15 protein-coding genes are annotated in these 19,616 nt (G+C 53.8%); 6 read left to right on the plus strand and 9 right to left on the minus strand.

Going from position 1 to position 19,616, the window contains the following annotated elements:
• Nucleotides 1-103: 103 nt before the first annotated feature.
• On the plus strand, nucleotides 104-655 hold the full coding sequence (locus L1N82_RS15605) for a hypothetical protein (RefSeq protein WP_235288378.1): 552 nt from the start codon (nucleotides 104-106) through the stop codon (nucleotides 653-655).
• Between the two features lie 360 nt (nucleotides 656-1,015).
• Here L1N82_RS15605 and L1N82_RS15610 read toward each other — a convergent pair whose 3' ends face one another.
• A complete protein-coding gene (locus L1N82_RS15610) occupies nucleotides 1,016-1,927 on the minus strand; it encodes a DMT family transporter (RefSeq protein WP_235288379.1) in 912 nt (303 codons plus the stop codon).
• A gap of 365 nt (nucleotides 1,928-2,292) precedes the next feature.
• Here L1N82_RS15610 and L1N82_RS23490 point away from each other — a divergent pair, with 365 nt between their 5' ends.
• Nucleotides 2,293-3,276, plus strand: a complete 984-nt coding sequence (locus L1N82_RS23490; protein ID WP_235288380.1) for a GGDEF domain-containing protein — start codon at nucleotides 2,293-2,295, stop codon at nucleotides 3,274-3,276.
• A gap of 90 nt (nucleotides 3,277-3,366) precedes the next feature.
• Here the strand turns inward: L1N82_RS23490 and L1N82_RS15620 are convergent, their stop codons facing one another.
• The 5 genes from L1N82_RS15620 to nirB form a co-directional block, all read right to left on the minus strand.
• Nucleotides 3,367-4,893 (minus strand): glycine betaine uptake BCCT transporter, encoded by a 1,527-nt coding sequence (locus L1N82_RS15620; RefSeq protein ID WP_235288381.1) that lies wholly within the window; start codon nucleotides 4,891-4,893, stop codon nucleotides 3,367-3,369.
• A 145-nt stretch (nucleotides 4,894-5,038) separates the two neighbouring features.
• Nucleotides 5,039-6,268: an SLC45 family MFS transporter gene (locus L1N82_RS15625; RefSeq protein ID WP_235288382.1), complete on the minus strand. Its 1,230-nt coding sequence runs from the start codon at nucleotides 6,266-6,268 to the stop codon at nucleotides 5,039-5,041.
• Between the two features lie 9 nt (nucleotides 6,269-6,277).
• Entirely contained in the window at nucleotides 6,278-7,018 is a 741-nt protein-coding gene (locus L1N82_RS15630; RefSeq protein ID WP_235288383.1) for a glycerophosphodiester phosphodiesterase, read from the minus strand.
• A 139-nt stretch (nucleotides 7,019-7,157) separates the two neighbouring features.
• Complete coding sequence (nasC, locus tag L1N82_RS15635) at nucleotides 7,158-9,314, minus strand: assimilatory nitrate reductase catalytic subunit NasC (RefSeq protein WP_407946761.1); 2,157 nt, start codon at nucleotides 9,312-9,314, stop codon at nucleotides 7,158-7,160.
• Nucleotides 9,315-9,318: 4 nt separating this feature from the next.
• The gene (gene nirB, locus L1N82_RS15640; protein ID WP_235288384.1) at nucleotides 9,319-11,667 is read right to left on the minus strand and encodes a nitrite reductase large subunit NirB; all 2,349 of its coding nucleotides are present in this window, start codon (nucleotides 11,665-11,667) and stop codon (nucleotides 9,319-9,321) included.
• Between the two features lie 420 nt (nucleotides 11,668-12,087).
• On the opposite strand from nirB, the gene L1N82_RS15645 reads away from it, so the two are divergent.
• The 4 genes from L1N82_RS15645 (at nucleotide 12,088) to L1N82_RS15660 (ending at nucleotide 15,768) form a co-directional block, all read left to right on the plus strand.
• Nucleotides 12,088-12,324 (plus strand): PspC domain-containing protein, encoded by a 237-nt coding sequence (locus L1N82_RS15645; RefSeq protein ID WP_235288385.1) that lies wholly within the window; start codon nucleotides 12,088-12,090, stop codon nucleotides 12,322-12,324.
• A gap of 57 nt (nucleotides 12,325-12,381) precedes the next feature.
• Nucleotides 12,382-13,089 carry a PspA/IM30 family protein gene (locus L1N82_RS15650; RefSeq protein WP_235288386.1) on the plus strand — a complete coding sequence of 236 codons (708 nt, stop codon included), beginning with the start codon at nucleotides 12,382-12,384 and terminating at the stop codon, nucleotides 13,087-13,089.
• A 187-nt stretch (nucleotides 13,090-13,276) separates the two neighbouring features.
• Complete coding sequence (locus tag L1N82_RS15655; protein WP_235288387.1) at nucleotides 13,277-14,728, plus strand: ATP-binding protein; 1,452 nt, start codon at nucleotides 13,277-13,279, stop codon at nucleotides 14,726-14,728.
• Between the two features lie 128 nt (nucleotides 14,729-14,856).
• Nucleotides 14,857-15,768 (plus strand): DnaJ domain-containing protein, encoded by a 912-nt coding sequence (locus L1N82_RS15660; protein WP_235288388.1) that lies wholly within the window; start codon nucleotides 14,857-14,859, stop codon nucleotides 15,766-15,768.
• Here L1N82_RS15660 and L1N82_RS15665 read toward each other — a convergent pair.
• The 3 genes from L1N82_RS15665 to L1N82_RS15675 form a co-directional block, all read right to left on the minus strand.
• The gene (locus L1N82_RS15665; RefSeq protein WP_235288389.1) at nucleotides 15,765-16,757 is read right to left on the minus strand and encodes a dimethylarginine dimethylaminohydrolase family protein; all 993 of its coding nucleotides are present in this window, start codon (nucleotides 16,755-16,757) and stop codon (nucleotides 15,765-15,767) included. The genes L1N82_RS15660 and L1N82_RS15665 overlap by 4 nt on opposite strands.
• Before the next feature lie 133 nt (nucleotides 16,758-16,890).
• A complete protein-coding gene (locus L1N82_RS15670; protein WP_235288390.1) occupies nucleotides 16,891-17,679 on the minus strand; it encodes a formate/nitrite transporter family protein in 789 nt (262 codons plus the stop codon).
• 202 nt (nucleotides 17,680-17,881) lie between these two features.
• Nucleotides 17,882-19,540, minus strand: coding sequence for an alpha-glucosidase (locus tag L1N82_RS15675; protein ID WP_235288391.1), 1,659 nt, complete (start codon nucleotides 19,538-19,540; stop codon nucleotides 17,882-17,884).
• Nucleotides 19,541-19,616 lie beyond the last annotated feature (76 nt).

Here is a 19,616-nt window from a genome sequence, read left to right on the forward strand (position 1 = left end):
TACGTTTATTTTTTACCACAAAGCGCACAATGAGAACAGGTTTTTTTACAAATTCACCGGTTAGAGGGAGCATTTTTTAATAACAGCGGAGGAGGTGCCTTGTATGCAGGAAGTGACATTAGAGGATCTTCACCGGATACAAAAGGAACTGGGCAGCATGCGGTGGGAGTACTGGAAGAGTGAGGTCCTCTTTACCTTCCCCTGGTGGTTTCTCATTATCTCATTGACTGCTGTGCTGGTCCTCTGGGTCAGAACGGTGGACAGAACAAGATTGCCCCAGATTGTTATATGCGGTCTTCTGACCCAGATGATCTGCGTATCACTCGACGTAACGGGTGCCGAGCTGCAGCTGTGGGATTACCCTCATATGCTGATGCCCTGGGGCTCCCGACTGTATTCGGTCGATCTGATGATAGGCTTCTTATTTATGTGGATTTACCAGTATACCAATTCCTGGAAGCAATATACACTATTTGCCCTGACGCTTGCTCTTCTCTTTGCCTTTGTATTGGAGCCGATTGCCGTATGGATGGGGATCTATGCCCCTTATAACTGGCATTACACTTACTCAGCCCCGATCTACTTCCTGATTGCCATGCTAACCCGCTGGGCAGCGAATAAGGTCCTGCTCCTGCAAGCAGCATCCCGTTCATAACCTCACCTTTAGCTGGCATAGCAGCTGCTAAGACCCTTCGTAAAATTCGTGCCTGCAATTTGCCTTTCCCGCTAATTCGAACGCGCACTGCATCTGCTTCAGCTGTCACACAGCTAATGTCAGCCGGCTGCCTGAGCGGGAATGAGCTGCTCCCCTGCTGCAGTTGTAAGTAGGCTGTGGAATGCAGTATCAAATCCCCATGCTTGGCATGCTGGAAGCAGAATGAAGCTGAGGCCGGCAGCTGGATTTTTATAATTAAAATAAAGCAGAAGCTTGGGCCTCCTCCGCAAAAAAGTGCGGGTGCCCAAGCTTCTGCTTATTGTACGTCCCCGGAACCCCCGGGTCTAAACGCTCTTCCGGCTATCCGGATGGCGTCTCCAACGGCTGCCTGCGTTCAGTGCTGATCCAGACCAGGCCAGCAGCCATGAACACCCCGCCGAAGAGCTGCCCCATCGTTACCGTCTCCCCGAACATGACCAGCCCGGCGATTACAGCTGACAGAGGCACCGCATAACGGAAGAAGTTTGCTCTTGCCGCCCCGACCCGGAACATGCATGCATTCCATATAATGAATGCCGCTACCGTTGCCAGAAGGATATTATACGCCAGTACAGCGTAGTGAACACCGCCAAGCCCAGACCAATCTACCTTTGACCAGGAGCCTGCCGTGAACGGCGCCATGAATAGGCTGCCAAACGCAATGCTCCATGCGCTGACGCGCAAAGCTGAATAGGTGCGCATAAGCGGCATACAGGCCAGATTATAGAGGGCGCCGATGACACTTACCATCAGAGCGAGGCCATTCCCCAGCATGTGGTCTGACGATGGATCGAAGCCGCCTTCCCCTCCCAGTATGATCAGACAGACGCCCGCGAGAGCCGCGGCACCGCCAGCTGCCAGCCGGCTTGTGAACCGCTCCTTAAGGAATAAAGGAGCAAATAGAGCCGCAAAAATCGGCCAAGGCGCCACGTTGAGCAGCGAAGCATTCGCAAGTGTCGTGTATTTAATCGAATACGTAACGGCAATCTCTAATGCTGCCACACCGACCGCACCTATCACGGCCAGCTGCAGACCAGCCTTAACCGACACACCTATGCTGCCTTCCTTCCACCACAGCAGGCCGAAGAACAATGGCACGGCCAGCCCGAACCTCAAAAAGGTAAACAGGATGGGATCAAAGGATGCCAATGCCCATCGCGAAAAACCAAAGTTTGCTCCCCATATCGCAGCTGCCGCCAGAAGCCCGACGTAATACCATGCGTTTCTCCCCATCGTAACATCCCTACCTACCCGCCAATATAGTTGTGTTTGAATACAAGCAGCTTCAGTGAACCGAACTCAACTCATCATACCACGTTCCACTGGCTCGTCAATTTAGAATCTGGTCATTAAAATCTTCCATCGGCAGCAAAGATGTTTTTGTTATTTCATGTCGAATGAGATACTATAAAGGTATACTGATTTCTCATGTATAACTCGAAGCAGCACCCCGCCACACTTGCAGACTTCTCTTCTTAGAAAGGGGCGCTCCGATGAGCACACCAATTACAGCCGTTCATAATAGATGGACACGTATCCTTATAAACATGCTTTGGATCATACTAGGCATATTAATCGCCGGGCAACTGCTAACCTATGTGTCCAAAAGCTTACTGGAGAGCAGTTTTTCGTCTCAGCAGTACTTAATTCATTATATGCTTCTTCCCGATACGATTCTTGTCTCTCTCCTTACCGTGCTTGAATGCATTATGCGTAAGATGGGCAGGTATGCTGATCATGCCTTATTTGCAGTAGCCAATATCATGGGTATGGTCATCACCTTGTTCATTCACCTCTCCGTGACGGCTGCACCACTTATTATGATTCTGCCACTCTTGGTGTCGACGCTGATGCTGAACCGGCGCTACCTGCTCCTCTCCGCCTTGATCGGTATTGTATTCTCCAGCACTCTGATCATGCTGCAGAAAGAATCGTTTGCCATGACGGGCCTGATCATTATTAATGGCTCTATCCTGCTCTGTACCGCAATCTCAGGGTTTGGCGTCATTCTCCGCGGTCAGGAGCTAATTGATTCATTGGAGAAGTCCACTAATTCCGAGAAGGACCTGCTGATCCGGAATGCGCTGATGGACCGGACGACCAAGATCGACCCGTTGACCAATCTCTATAATCACAAGACGTATCATGAATATATGGAGAAGCTGCTGGTGCACAGCGGAGATAATCCGTATCATCTGCAGCTTGCCGTGATTGATATCGATAACTTCAAATCCGTTAACGATACCTATGGCCATGCCACCGGTGATATCGCGCTCAAGAGCGTAGCCCAGCGGATTCAGGAGCATATCGGCCCTGATGATTTTGCTGCACGTTACGGGGGCGAGGAATTTGTGATTATCCTTACAGGCGGCGACAGCGACAAGGCCTTCGAGCATGTCGAGAAGATACGCGAATCCGTTGCCGCCACCGCAATCCCCGAGCTTGATGGGCGCATGATCACGATCAGCATCGGCCTTCATGAATGCTTGCCAGGCGAGACTAAGGAGCAGGCATTCCAGATGGCCGACAACGGCCTCTATGCCGCGAAGAAGTCCGGCAAGAACCGTACGGTTGTGCAGTAACTCTTATTGAGTAAAGATAAGAGCGTCCCTTCCGTCATGCAAGATGACCGGAGGGACGCTCTTCTAGTCTGCGCTCATTCATATGCGCTCTTATGTGTGCTCCTCGAGCAATTCATCCAGCTTCTTCTGCCGCCGGCGTTCCCGCCTCTGCATGTCCTTCCTCTCGCCTTCAAGCGCTTTGGCAAGTGACACGCACATGAATACCATAATAACAGCAAACGGCAGAGCCGCCACTATAGAGGCCGTCTGCAGCCCCCCAAGCCCTCCGCTTAGCAGCAGCACGGCCGCAATAGAGGATTGCAGGATGCCCCAGGTGAGCTTGATCCGGTTAGCCGGGTTGGGGTCTCCTTCAGATGACATCATGCCAAGTACGAAGGTCGCCGAATCAGCCGAGGTTATGAAGAATGTGAGAATCAGCAGGGTAGCCAGTCCCGACAGCAGCATGCCCAGCGGCAGATGGTCCAGCACGCCGAACAGAGCCATCGTGACATCGGATGCCACAACTTCGCCCAGTTGAATGCCTTCGAACATCTCCATATGCAGCCCAGTTCCCCCAAAGACCGCAAACCATAGAAATCCGAAAGCACTAGGAACCAAGAGGACGCCCAGCACAAATTCCCGGATTGTTCTGCCCTTGGATACGCGGGCTATGAAGCTTCCCACAAAGGGGGCCCAGGCAATCCACCAGGCCCAATAAAACAAGGTCCACGCCCCTACCCATGTTCCCTGGCTGAATGGCGTCAGCCGAAGGCTCATCTGAACAATGTTCTGCAGGTAACCGCCAACCGTAGCCGTAAAGGTGTCGAACAGGAACGAAGTCGGACCCGCGAACAGCACGAACAACAGCAGAAGCACAGCCAGACGCAGGTTAAGGTTGCTGAGGATTTTGATCCCCCGGTCAAGTCCAGTAGTCGCTGAGAGCAGGTACAAGACTGTCACAACGCCAATGATGGCCAACTGGTAACCTACTGTGGTCGGCAAACCAAACAGATGAGCTAATCCGCCATTGATCTGCAGTGCACCAAGTCCAAGTGAAGTTGCCACACCAAACACAGTTGCCAGGATGGCCAGAGTATCAATCGCTTTACCAATCGGGCCTTCTACCCGGCTGCCGAGAAGCGGCCTGAAGGTGGCACTAATAAGTCCTTTATAGCCTTTGCGGAACTGAAAATAAGCAAGCGCCAAGGCAATAACCGCATAGATCCCCCAAGGATGGAGCCCCCAATGGAAGAAGGAGTAGCGCATTGCGAGCCTGGCCGCCTCGGCTGTCTGACTCCCTGCTTCTTCCGGCGGCATAACGTAGTGGGTAAGCGGCTCAGCCACTCCCCAGAATACGAGGCCGATCCCCATCCCCGCACTAAACAGCATCGCAAACCAGGTAAGAGTCGAATATTCCGGTTCATCATCATCGGCACCAAGCCGAATTTTCCCGTACTTGCCGAATGCCAGGAACAAGGCAAACAGCAGAAAGCCGAACGTCGCGAATAAATAAAACCAGCCAAACTTTTCAATCGAGAACGTAAACGCCGCATTGGCTCCCGCAGCAAACTGCTCAGGAAGCCAAGCGCCAACAATAACGAACAAAGCAATAAACACCACTGCAATATAAAAAACCACCGCCGTGCCCCCTTCTTTGTCTTTCCTGTCTAACTAGCTGTTTCCATTACGGACCCTTTTTATTAAACGGATCACAGCCAGCAATAATCAGGATAACAGTATTAGGGGGCGGGGCGATGGTTTGTCATAATTCAGCCGGATTAATCTAAGATTGGGCGGTCTTGGAGGGCAGGTTAATTGTGGCATTCCTGTCGTCCTGCTGCCGTATCTGCAGCAGCATCAGCAGGGCAAGCAGCAGGCCGCCGGACGCGCAGTAGAAGAGCGCAGCATAACCAAACCAGTCGATAACCTGTCCAAGCAGCGGCGGGGAAACAATAGCAGCAAGCGAGGAAACAAGGTAATAGAGTCCCGTTCTTGTCCCTATGCTGCTCTCCCTCCCCGTTGCCACAACCAGCGGATAGGAATTGATATTGATACAGGCCCAGAAAATACCACCCAGGGCGAGCAGCAGCCTCAGCATGACAAGCGATTTCACGAAGCTGACTGCCGCGAAAACAAGAAACAGCCCGCAAACGCCAGCCACAATGACGTTCTTCTTACCAAACCGGCTTCCCATCATACCGCTCGGTATAGCAAAGAGCACAAAGAACAGTGAGAAGAAGGTCAAGGAGAAGGAGGCTGCCGATTCATCCATGCCAAGATGGTTTTTACCATAGAGAGTGAACAGCGCTTCGACCCCTTGGTAGGAGACGAACCAGAAGAAGACCGCTGCAAGCAGCATGACCGTCGTGCGGTTCAGCTCACTGCGGAGGGACTGGCCGCGCAAGCCACCGGCTACAGTATCAGCCGTTTCAACATCCCCCTCCTCCTCCGCTTGGCCCCTGCGTTCCTTGATGAACCGGAATACGATAAACAGCGATACAAGCGTCACGGCAGCAGCGGCCAGGAATGGAAGAGAACGATCCGCCTGGTAGAGCATAGAGCCCCCGCCGAAGGCCATGATTGCACCAATGCCTCCCATGAAATTAATGATCCCGTTGGCCTGTGTCCGTTTCGCTTCCGGGGTGATGTCCGGCATAAGAGCAATAACAGGAGAGCGATACACACTCATAGACAGGTTCATTAATACAAGGAACAGGATCAGGGTCAGGAATCCGGTATGGAAGGGCACCAGCGTGACGAACAGGGCAGCCAGCGGCATCCCGACCAGCAAGTAGGGCATTCGCCTCCCGAACCGTGTATTGGTACGGTCGCTGCGTCTCCCAATCCACGGCTGAAGAAACATGGCAAAGTAGTTGTCGATGGTCATCATAAACCCGATCATAGCCGTGCTCTTCAGGTACGGCTCTAGAAAGAAGGGCACAAAGGCGTTATACAGCGCCCAGGTCAAGCTGATGCTAAAGAAACCAAAGCCGAGCAGCCAGGTCTTCTTCATAACGGTTCATTAAGCCCCTTCCTCAGCCAGCAGAGCGGCCAGCCTGTCCGGATAATCCGTAATAATTCCCGCTGCACCGGCCTTGATAAGCCGTTTCATGATAGCCGGGTCGTTAACCGTAAAGGGGTTGCAGATGACACCATGGCGCTTCGCTTCAGCAATCCACTCAGGCATTGCGGCAGGATAATAAGGATGCAGGGCATCCGCCGCCGCGCTGATTGCATAATCCCAGGGTCTGTAGAGCCCTTCCATATACAGCAGCCCTGTCCGGATGCCCGGTGCCAGCTGTTTGCAATGAACCATAGAATAATGATTAAAGCTCGAGAGAATGACCTGCTTCTCCATCCCGTGAGCCTCTACGGCTGCAATTACCGCTTCCTCCATACCCGGATAACTGACCATTCCATTCTTCAGTTCAATATTGATCGTCAAACGGTACTGCTTTCCCAGCTCAAGCAGCTCTTCCAGCAGCGGTATACGCTCACCTGCAAACTCGGGACCAAACCACGCACCGGCATCCAGCTGGCTTAATTCCGCAAAATCGGCTGCTCCGACCATTCCTTCTGCCCCGGTTGTACGTTTCAGTGATTCATCGTGAATCAGGACAAGCATGCCGTCACGTGACATCTGCACATCCGTCTCAATTCCCGTTGCCCCCAGCTCCACCGCACGTTTGAAGGCTGCCATTGTATTCTCCGGCGATGTGCCAGAAGCTCCCCGGTGGGCATAATTAATGATGTTGTGGCTCATTGGCCGTGTCCTCCCTGAATAACGAGATATAGACCCACTGTAGCACCGGTTCATTAAGCCTGTATTAACACGCAGTACCTGGGGGAAGAAAAAAGACGGCCCCCAAGAGGAAGGCCGTCTTACCGGATATAATAGCTGGTCAAGCCTGCCTGGCTTTTAGCAGCGGTTCCACGCGAATGGCACACACCTTGAAGCCTGGCATTTTGCATGTTGGATCAAGAGCCGGATTGGTCAGCTTGTTAACACATTGGCCGTCCCCCCAATGCATCGGAACAAAAACCGTATCCTCCCGGATGGATGCAGTCGTGCGGCAGCGGACGACGATTTCGCCACGACGTGAGGTAAGCCGCAGCAGCTCACCCGGCTGCACGCCCAGTTTGCGCGCTGTCTTCGGATGCAGCTCTGCATACGATTCGACATCACGGGCAGCAAGGCCCGCACTTCTGCGTGTCTGTACACCGGTCAGATAATGCGTCATCGAGCGACCCGTGGTGAGATAGAGCGGATAGCTGCTGTCCGTCTGTTCCGGCGGCAGATGGTTCGGTACCGGCATTAATACCGCGCGGCCATCAGGATGCGCAAACCGGTCCTCGAACAGTCGGGCCGCACCCGGCTGATCGGTCGAAGGACAAGGCCAATACACCCCCTCTTCCCGGCGGAGCCGTTCATAGGTAATTCCGTAATAGTCAGCAATCCCTCCACGGCTGGCTACCCTTAATTCTTCGAATATGTCTTCCGCCGAAGAATAGCTGAACTTGCTGCCGGTTCCAAGCAGTTCGGCCAAGTCTGACAGAATGCGCCAATCGTGCCTGGCCTCGCCATGCGGCGCACGGCTCGCCTCCCGAAGCAGCACACGTCCCTCAAGGTTTGTTAGCGTACCCTCATTCTCAAGATAGGAGGTCACCGGGAGTACAAGATCAGCCAGACGAGCCGTCTCGGAGAGGAACATGTCAGCCACAATCAGATAGTCGAGCTTCTTAAGGCCCTCTTCCACAAAATCGGCATTCGGATTGGACACGATCGGATTCGAGCCCATGACAAGCAGAGTACGGATCTCGCCTTCATGCACCTTCTCCATCATCTCGTAAGCGGACACGCCTTTGCCAGGCAGCGACTCAGGCTCAACTCCCCATACCCCTGCGATATAAGCCCGGTGCTCCGGGTCCTCGATGGAGCGGTAGCCCGGCAGCTGGTCTGCCTTCTGGCCGTGCTCCCGGCCGCCCTGGCCGTTACCTTGACCGGTGACCGCACCATAGCCCGCGCCCGGCTTGCCTGCATTACCCGTCACCAAAGCTAGGTTAATGAAATTTCTGACCGCCATATAACCATCCGTCTGCTGCTCCACACCCCTTGCGGTAAACACCATAGCCCCGGATGCTCTTCCGAAGGCAGCTGCAGCCTTGCGGATATCCGCTACCGGCACACCGCAGAGCGCTGCGGTCTCCTCCAGATCGATCGCCGACACATGGGCCTTCAGCTCTTCGATGCCGTTCGTCCGGTCTGCGATGAAGCCAGGGTCGGTCAAGCCTTCATCGAAGATGACGCGGAGCATTGCATTGGCAAGCGCTGCGTCCATACCGGGTTTAACCTTCAGGTGAAGGTCGGCAAATTCAGTCGTTCCGGTCTGGCGCGGATCAATGGCAATAATATAAGCGCCATTCTCCTTTGCCCTTGTAAAATAAGGCATTAGAGTAGGCTGGCACTCCGCAATATTCGTCCCTGCGAGCATGATGCAGCCCGCCGCCTCAATATCCTTCAGAGAATTGGTCAGCCCTCTGTCAATGCCGAACGCTTTATTGCCTGCCGAAGCGGCAGCCGACATACAGAACCGGCCATTATAGTCAATATAACGGGAGCGCAGCGCTACCCGGGTGAATTTGCCCAGCAGGTAGGCTGACTCGTTCGTAAGCGATCCCCCGCCGTACAGGCCTACCGAATCAATGCCCCACTTCTCTTGGGACTTGCGGATCTGCCCGGCGATGAGTTCATAGGCCTCCTCCCACGAAATCCTCTCCAGCACCCCATCACGGCGGGCCATTGGATAAGCTAACCGTTCGCTGCTCAGCGCATGCTGGTACGCATGCATCCCTTTCACGCACAGCCTGCCTTCGGATGCCGCGTTCGGCAGCCCGCTTACCGTATAGCGCGGGCGCTTATACGGATCTTCGGGTTGCTGCGACTGCTCGATTTCCATCTTGCACTGTACACTGCAGAATGGGCATTGAGACTGCATAACAAAGGTTGACGTTTGGGCTGCTTCTGACATCTGACCCGACGTTTCATTTACCATCTTCATAGAATCACCTGACCATTGCAGCCGATGCCGGCTGTTTATCGTTCATGGGTAACCGTTCCATGATTAATCCCAGCCGGGCCAGAAGCCCGCTCCGGAAATCCGGATCAAACAGCATCTCCCGCAGCTGTATGATCCCATGGCGTTCCACCCAAGCATACATTCGTTCCCCATAAACGGCCGTCTCCCGGTACAGCATCAGCAGCGCTGCGGTCATATCCACCGCCCCTTCAGCCGTTAATCCGGTGCAGAGCAGCTCCCCTTCCCGCAGGAGACGGCCATCCTGACCGCCCACGTACAGCTCATATCCCTCCGGTACGCCAACAAGCCCGATATCCTTCGACAGTGTACCCGCCGGGTGCAGCGGGCTGGAGGACACGGCAATTCTGACAGGGGCCGGCTGCTCCAGTCCGGCAACACGCCTCTCGAGCACCGCCCCCAATTTGACCGAATCCTGAATCGCACCTTCCTCATAATCCAGACCCCGGCAGGTGACTACGGTCCCGACAGGATGCCCATATGAAGCACTTCGTACGGCTTCAGGCAGCAGTGCCTCGAGTTCACCCGCCTGCTGAGGGGTAAGCCCCAGCAGATCCAGTCCGGCATCTGGGGACAGCTTGGCAAGCGGCACCCTATGCTGTTCCAATAGATCAGCCAGTCTCCTGAGCTGCCCGGCATCCACGATGCCCCCGTAGAAGCGGGGGGACAAGACCACGCTGCCGTCCGCAAGCTTCTCACCGCCGCATCTGGTGTGCTCCTGCCCAAACACCGCTGTATAATAACGGATCGCCGGACGGCATACATCACAGCCATGCGGCTCCTTCCATCCAAGGGCTGCCATAGCTTCCTGCGCATTGGCCCACCCGCCGCTGCGGATCGCCTCTCTCACCTGCCCGTCACCAAGCCCGGTGCATCCGCACATCGGCAGCGGCCCGCCTTTCGCTTCATCCGCATGCTCAAGCGCATACCGGAGAACCGCCTCCACCAGCGGCTTACATCCGCCGCAGGAGCCGGAAGCACGCGTGCACGCCTTCACTTCCTCGACGGTCTGCAGTCCTTCATCAATTACCGCAGAAATGATCGTCCCTTTGGTCACACTATTGCATGAACATACGGTGTCGGTGTCCTTAAGTGCCGCAGCGGCATCAAGGCCGGAGCCGCTGCCGCTTACAGCGGTCTCCTCGTCCAGCACCTTCGCATCTGCACCCTGCTTAATATAATTCAGCCACCTGCTGCCCTCGCTGCTGTCACCAAACAGCACCGCTCCGGCTATCCTGCCGTTTTTAACCGTGATCTTCCTGTAGGTGCCCTTGATGCCGTTATACTGCTTGAGGCAGGTATCCACCTCACTGTCGCGGATCTCCCCTGCTGAGAAAACCTCTACGCCTGATACCTTAAGCTGCGAATATAAGACAGAGCCTTTATAGCCGGCAGTCTCCTCTCCGCAGATCGCCTTTGCCAGTATTTTGCCCTGTTCGTACAGCGGAGCGACGAGGCCGTACACGATCCCCCTATGCTCGGCGCATTCTCCCACCGCATAGATGCCATCTGCACTGGTTTCCATCCGGTCATTCACGACGATCGCCCGGTTAACCTCAAGGCCGCCCGACTGCGCGAGCTTCACATTCGGCCTGACACCGACGGCCATAACAATCAGGTCCGCTGCAGTCTTCGTACCGTCCCGAAACTGAAGCCCTTCCGCCCGTTTCCTGCCATAGATCCGCTCGGTTTGCTTCTCAAGCAGAAAACGCATTCCCTGCCGCTCCAGCTCCCGCTGCAGCATCGTTCCGGACTCGGTGTCCAGCTGACGCTCCATCAGGTAGCCGTTAATGTGAACAACATCCACTTCCATTCCCAGATTAAGCAGCCCTCTCGCCGCTTCCAGACCAAGCAGACCACCGCCGATAACTGCGGCCTTGCGGTAGTCTGCTGCCGCCTCGATCATCGTTTCACAGTCCTTAATATCACGGAATGCCGTTACACCCGGTTTATCCGCACCCGGCAGAGGCAGCATGAACGGGAGGGAGCCGGTTGCCAAAATCAGCTTATCAAACGGGATTACACTTCCCCGGTCAGTGGATACCGTCCGTCCCGCCGGGTCGAGCCCGACCACGGTTTCGCCGGTCAGCAGATTGATGCCCCGGTCCCTGTACCACGACCAGTCGTGAATAACGATATCCTGGATTCCTGTGTCCCCTTGAAGCACCTTGGACAGCATGATACGGTTATAATTCGGATGAGGCTCCGAGCCTATTATCGTCACATCGAACCGGTCAGGCGATATTGCCAGTATTTCTTCTATACATCTGACTCCTGCCATCCCGTTGCCTACAAGCACCAGCCGCTGTTTCTCCATAACCATCCCCCTCTGTCAAAACGTCAGACAATCTTAATACAGGAAGGTTACCTGACATGTTACACGCATAGGTTTACGAAATATTAGATGAATTTTGCTAAATGATGTTAACTAACATGACATATAAGCTGTAAAGTTACTGTAACCCACGCGAAACAATTGCGCAAGACATAAACGATGTAAATATACCGATCACCATATAAGAAATATTTATCGCTTGCCCGTCCCGAGCCTCACTTAATCCCCGACTGCGGACCAGGTGTGAAAACCGCCGCGGGTCCGTTACCAGCCCCCCCGCTTTCCCTCTACAATAGAGACATGAAGAAAATAAACGAGCGATCGATTGGGCCCTAGTGAAGACGGCGCACCGCCGACCTCCTGCAGCCCGTCCATACTCTGAACAAGGAGCAGTGATTTGTTATGAACAAACTGTATCGGTCACGCACAGACCGCAAGCTGTCGGGCTTGTGCGGGGGCATAGCTGAATGGCTGAAGATGGATGCCAGCTTCATCCGGATTATCGTCCTCTTAACCACTCTGTTCAGCTGCGGCAGCATGCTGCTGATTTATATTGCTGCATCGGTCATCACGCCCAAGGCACCCGTGCTGCATATGAACCCTGATTTTGACCCTTTCAACGGATACCGCTATAACTAAAAATAATCTTCCGCCCGCCCTTGGTGGCCGGCCACAACTTGAAGGAGTGAACTTGGAATGAGTATATTGCAGCGATTGGTTGATGTGACGAAGGCAGCCGCCCATGAAGCGCTGAATAAGCTGGAAGACCCGGTGATGATGCTGAACCATTACAGCCGCCAGATGGAAGAGGAGCTTGAAGAAGCACGCGCAGCCTTGCTGAGAGAGCAGGCAACCGCACTTTCAATGCAGCGCCGCCAGGAGGAGTACACACGTATGGCGGAGCATGCTGAGAATGCGGCATCATCCGCTCTGGCAGAAGGCCGTGAACAGGACGCACGAGCGGCATTAAGCGATAAAATCGCCATAGCCGCTCAGGCTGAGCAGCATCAGATTTGGAAGGAAGAAGCCTCTAGTCGTGCAGTAGATCTGGAGGGCCGCATTCAGGCGGCCGAGGCAGAGCTGCAGCGGATGCACGAGAAGCGTGAGGAGCTGGTTCAGCGAGCCGGCAAGGCCGCATTTTATCACCAGGCGCCTTACAACAACTGCACATTTGACGGTCGGGACGCCGCCCGCGGATTTAGACGCATGGAAGAGAAAATCATTCAGCGCGAAGCTGAAGCTGAACAAATCCGCGCTTTCCGTCCAGGCGCAGACTGCTCTGGCTTCAGCCCTTACCACACAGCTTACCGGGGTGCAGAAGCGGATCAGCGGGATAACAGGATCGACGTTGAGCTTGAGAAGCTCCGCCAGAGTCTGGCCTCTTCGGAAAGCTCCAGCCGTTAGAACAGAACCCCCATTCACTATATGAAGCAGGCCGTTTGCCAATAAGGGAACGGCCTGTTTTATGCCCTCATCCTCCGATATACCCAAGACCTGCGTATTAATTATTATTGGCAGCCTGCAGCCGATACCATTGAAATAGGTTGATAGGTGGTAGATAATAGAAGTTAAAAACGACAGGAGATTCAGTATGAAGTTGTTGAGAGCTGAAGATGAGCTTCAACTTTACAAGACTGCCTTCCAGCAGGATTGGACAGGTAAAGCCATCATTGATCTGAACGGCCGCTGGCTGATGGTCAATCCTTCCTTTGTATCCCTGACCGGGTGCAATCTGGATGATTTATACCAGTCGGACTTTTTTGCTGTCTTCCCGGCCCGGTTCCATCACCTTCTCCGGCCAGGACCTTCGGATAACCATTGGAGTGAGCACAAAGACCTATACACTTCTCCCTCCGGTTTCGTAAAGCAGCTTTCGGTCCGTGTTCGCAGGAGTCTCGGCGGCAGCGGTTCACCTTATTCGCTCGTCCAATTAGTTGAACATACCATGCTCCCTCCCCCGAATAGAGACCAGCAGAGAATTGCCATGCAGGCCCAAATCCTGTCCGCTGTCCAAGAAGGCGTATACGCTTACCATCAAGAGGAAGACCTTATGGTCTGGAACGAAGCGGCGGAGCTCCTGACCGGATACACGGCTGAGACCATCCGATCCAATGGGTTCCATGCATGCATACACGCGGAGGGCCCTAACAGCCCGCCTGGACCCGAAGAGACATGCAGCGTTTGCCTGGCCATGAAGCTGGGGATGAAGAGCGGCAATATGGCAGGGCACTTTCGAAGAGCCGACGGAACCACCTTCCCGGTGGAATACACAGCTGTACCCTTCAATGACAGCTGCAGGGCCGGCGGCATTCTAACCTTCCGGGATATGACCGAACAGCTTCAGTCGAAGGACCTCATTATACTGTCTGAGAAGCTCTCCATTGCCGGTCAGCTTGCTGCCGGTATAGCGCATGAGATACGAAACCCGCTAACTTCGCTGAAAGGCTTTTTAAGCCTGCTGCGGTCCGGCACATCTTCCAATTCTAAACGCGACAGCTACATTACGATAATGAATGATGAGCTGAGCCGGATTGAACACATTTCCAACGAACTGCTCATGCTGGCTAAGCCGAGAAGTGTACAGTTCATCCGCAGCGGTATCTGTACATTAATCGACCAGGTGATTTCTCTGCTGCAGCCCCAGGCTGTCTTAAAGAATGTCGAGATCATCATTATGCCGAACCACGGCCCTTATCTCGTATACTGCGACGAAAGCCAGATCAAGCAGGTGATCATCAATTTACTGAAGAATGCAATGGAATCCATGGCGGGAGGAGGGACAATTCGTATAACGCTTGAAGCAGATGATTACAGTGTATATATCAAAATCGCGGATGAAGGGACTGGAATCCCTGCGGACAAGCTGAATAAGCTTGGACAGCCCTTTTACTCTACCAAGGAGAAGGGGACGGGTCTTGGACTGATGGTAAGCTATAATATTATCGAGAATCACAATGGAAAAATCGAGGTTGAAAGTGAACCTGGCCGCGGTACGGTCTTCACAGTGGTACTGCCGCGGGCGGACAGGATAACGGCCTGCTGATCTCGCGTACCTGTATTATTCCGGATAACCGGCAGCGAAATGGCTGACCGTGTGATTTTGTTATACAATAATACTATTAACCCAAGCGAACGCCACTCATGTTCCGCTACAGCGAGGTGAACCGAGAGATGAATGACCTGAAGAAAGCATATGAACGGCTTGGCCTGCCCGAAACAGCCACGAAGGATGAGGTCGAGAAGCGGTATACCCTGCTGCTTCGGCAGTCGCGTGCTAATCAGACACAGCAGGACGGAGCTGCCAATGACGATTTCTCTGAAGTAACCAGGGCCTACCGTGCCATTCTGGAGGCAGAGGACCGCAAGACCGTAGAGCACATCAACCAGGAGCAGTATGGTAAGTACAAGAGGTTTGCGGGTACGGCGGAGAAGATAGACCACTTCTTCAGCTACTACAAGTTTCATGTCATCGGAGCCATAGCCGTAATAGCCATAATTATTTACGGGGTCAACACTTATATGGATAACAAGGCCGAGCGGGAGCGGCTTGCCAGCCTTCCCCCTGCCGCCCTGACCGCCTCATTCTTTGGTGAGTTCTATATGGAAGACGGCAGCCAGCGGACAGAGCCGCTGAACGAAGCCCTGCTCGCCCAGTTCCCGGAGTGGGAGCGGGTCGATACTTCTATTCTTAATTTCTCCATGGATGCACGCAGTGAGCTGGATATCGCCATGCAGCAGAAGGCTGTAATTCAGCTGGCAACAGAAGATCCCGATGTCTACATCATGGACCGCTCCATCTTTGATTGGATGGTACGCAACGACATTCTTACCAGCCTGGATGAATACACCAGCGGAGAATGGAGAGAAATTCTGCCGTCAGGGGCTGCCCTTAAAGCCTCAACCCAGGAGGATCCAACTGAGCATGTCTACGGCATTGATCTAAGCAGCAGTCCAATGGCTGAGCAGCTGCCGCTGCATCGGAAGGAGCTGATTGTCGGCATCCGGATCGACGCCGGCAACAAGGATAATGCCCTACACCTGATCGAAACTTATCTCCGGGCTGGAGAGGAATCAGCTGACTAATTATCCAGACGGATGAGGGGCAATGTCATACAATGGATGCCCCCGCCCATTTTATACATTTCGGAAACGTCCACCGGCACCACCTCCACCCCGTTCTCCTGCAGCAACTTGCTTGTCCGGACACCCGAAGCCGGAAATATGACCCTGCCTGGCCGAACGGCCAGGCAGTTTATCGTTAACAGCGGATCCTCCGGATCCACGTGGATGAGCTGGATGCCAAGATCCTGAAGATGCGTAAGGAACCAATAAGGCAGCAGGTCCCTGTTTATGAGAGCCTTATCCCGGTCCAGCATCATAAAGGCTTCATCCAGATGGATTTTGCCGGCCGGCAGATCGACCGCCAACAGCTCAATATGGTGAATGTCCAGTATATTCCGAAGCTGCTCGATCCCTGCCTGATTAAAGCGTTCCGACCTGCCCACAACGGCCAGGTTATCATGGATCATCGAGAAGCTGCCCCCTTCAGCGAAGGCATTGCCCTGAATAAGACCAAGGATGGGCATCCCCAGCCTCGTCAGGGTTTCGACCGCAAATCTCGTTTCGCCAAGCCGCAAATACAGCGCGAACCTACCCATAATAATTCCGCCTGGAACCACCATGCCAAGGTCTCTTGTATACAGCCGGTCCGGCAGCAGATGCGATCCCCCTTCTAGGTAAACGATCTCAACTCCTTCTGCACGAAGAGCTTCAACCAGCTGGTCATGCTGCTTCTGGACAAGCTCTAAGTCCGGTTGTCCTCTTCCATTCGAGCTGATCATTCTCCCGGCAACGTTCTTCAGCAGGAGCGATCCGGCTTCCACCTCATACCGTTTGCGGTGCAGCTCCAGAATCTCCCGGCCTGGCCGGTGTACGAGAACCTTCTTCAATGTGCCGGTTGGATGACGAAGTCCCCAGCGTTCTCCCCAGAGCAGCTTGAGCAGCGCTTCGTCATGGAACGGCTCCCTAACCCCCTGCTCGGAGAACAGCCGCTCACGATCAAACATTATCATCTCACACCTTTCTTCATCCATCCCCCTTACTATGTCCCATATACAGGTAATTGATAACGGCGCAGCACTAAAAAACAGGCCCCGCGGGACAAACCATCCCGGCAAAGCCTGTATCATCATGGTATCTATGGCGTTATTGCTCCTGATCCTCTTCGAATGGCCGGTTAACATGGTAATACATGTAACCCATGAAAACTGCACCCCCAACCAGATTGCCAAGCGTGACCGGCACCAGATTGTGAATCATGCCCGCGTACGATATAGTCCCCGGGTGGTTGAGCACCAGTGCGATGGCAAATGTACACATATTGGCAATACTGTGCTCGTACCCGGAGATGAAGAAGCAGAACACGAACAGCATCATCGCAAACATCTTGGCCCCGTCCGCCTTCATAGACATCGGCACGAAGAATGCCAGACAGACAAGCCAATTACACAAAATTGCCCGAAAGAACAGCTCCACTGTCGGAGCACTCATCTTCTTGTCCACTACACTGAAGAGGAAGCTGTTGACGCTCGTATCATTAAACAGCCCGGTCAACCAGATCAGCAAGGCGAAAGCGACCGCTCCCAGTATATTGCCGCCGTAGCTCATTCCCCACAGCTTGACCACATCCAGCCATCTAAGCTTCCTCCGCAGCGCGGCGAACGTAAAGTAAAAGGTGTTGCCGGTAAACAGGTCGCCGCCCCCGTAAGAGATCAGTATAATTGCCGCTCCGAAGGTGATGGCCGCCATCGGATAAGTAAATGGCGAATGCTCCATGTAGAAGAAATTTCCCGTTCTGAAAGCGACGATTACGCCAAAGCCAACAAACATGCTGGCCAGCATAGACCTTAACAAATAATTACTCTTGCTGTGCCGGTAAATCCCCAGCTTCTTGAGAGCCAGCTTTTCTACGATCATTAAAGATTGATGCTCCATTGTTTCCTCCCATTATCATGCCGATACGAATGCTGCTGGTACCCCTATGCGGATACCATCCCGATTATCGCCAATCCATGGTTGGAAAGGTATGATTCTACTCACACTGAGAGCGAAAACGAGCCAGGATGGCTTTATCCCATCACTGGGGGCAAAATCCGGTCCCTATCATACCACACTCACCGGCTTTTCACCAAAAGGTTTACGTCTTCATATCACTCTCGAATATACATGCCTCATAGGGACGCAGCTCCACTCTCCCGCTCTTCAGATCAATGGCTGGCTTATCCTTGTAATTTCCCAGGATGAGGACAGGCTCAGTGCCCCCGCCGGCAAACACCGGCACGCTGAAGAACCCGCTCTCTTCGGCGTGATTTAACATAATAGTCCAGCGGACACTATCAAGTATACGGTAGTAGACATACAGATGCGGGTCATCGCCGCTTATGTCCTCAAACTCCCCGTAGACCATGACAGAATGCCGCTTGCGTAGCTCAATCAGATCACGGTAGTAGTAATAAACCGAGTCCGGATCGGCCAGCGCCTGCTCCACATTAATCGACCGGTAATTCGGATTCACTTGTATCCATGGATCCCCTTCCGTAAAACCCGCCTGCGCAGCAGCCGACCACTGCATCGGTGTCCGCGAGTTATCGCGGCTCAAAGGCTGCAGCGACCGGAGAACAGCCGCCGGATCTTTCCCGAGGCCCACTTCCTCGGCATACCGGTTGCGCATCGCGATATCCTGATAGTCGCCGATTGAATCGTACCGTACGCCTGTCATGCCGATTTCTTCCCCTTGATAGACATAAGGAATACCGGGCAATGTGTGGATAAGCGTCGCAAGCAGCTTGGCCGACTGGACCCGGTACTTCCCGTCATTGCCGTACCGTGTCACCTGACGGGCATGATCGTGATTATTCAGGAAATGCGAGTTGACACCCCGGTCGCGCAGAGCAGCAGCCCAGGTACGCTGAATGCGCTTATAGCGGGGCATGTCCCACTCCGGCATTTCATCCGCCACTTCAAAGTGAAACAGCGTATGGAGCTCCCCCCGTTCCTCATCCACGAACAAGGGCCCATTCTGAGGGGTGGCATATGCGATTTCACCAACGGTCATCATATCATAGCGGCTGAACACCTCACGGTTCATCTCCTGCAGGTAGCCGTGCAGGCCCGGATTATGTGTCAGATAACGGATATCATGCGGGTTCTCCGCGTCACGGTACTGCTCCGGCTTGGCCAGAAGCGCCAGCGCATCCAGCCGCAGCCCGTCGATTCCCTTGTCGAGCCAGTAGCGGAGCATCCGGTACATTTCCTGCCGCACCGCAGGGTTGGCCCAGTTCAAGTCAGGCTGTTCAACCGCGAATGAATGCATGTAATACTGTCCGGTCGATTCATCATATTCCCAGCAGGAAGGATTGAAGTAGGACCGCCAGTTGGTCGGCGGCTTGTCAGCCGGGCCATCCTTCCAGATATACCAGTCCCGCTTTGGACTATCCTTCGAGGACCTGGATTCCAGGAACCAAGGGTGAAGATTCGAGGTGTGGTTCAAGACCACATCCATCATCAGCTTCATCCCCCTCTTATGAACCTCCGTCAGCAGCTCTTCAAAATCCGCTTCATCTCCAGCCTTCGGCATGATGCCGTAGTAGCCGGAAATGTCATAGCCGTTATCCTTGTCCGGTGATTCGTTGAACGGATTCAGCCATACCATCGTAATGCCCAGAGAGCGGATGTAATCCAGCTTGCGGATTACGCCCTGCAGGTCGCCATAGCCGTCTCCGTCCGTATCATAGAAGCTTCTCCAGTACACCTGATAAACGACCGATTCCTTCCACCATACCGGCTTTCCAAGCATGGGCTTACCTCCTTAGAAATCTGTAGTAATCTGTTTACTCCTTATAAAGACCGCTGTCCAGCCAATAGCGCCGGTT

Origin of the sequence: Paenibacillus tarimensis (assembly GCF_021532315.1) — a bacterium.
GTDB classification, from domain to species: Bacteria; Bacillota; Bacilli; order Paenibacillales; family Paenibacillaceae; genus Paenibacillus_I; species Paenibacillus_I tarimensis.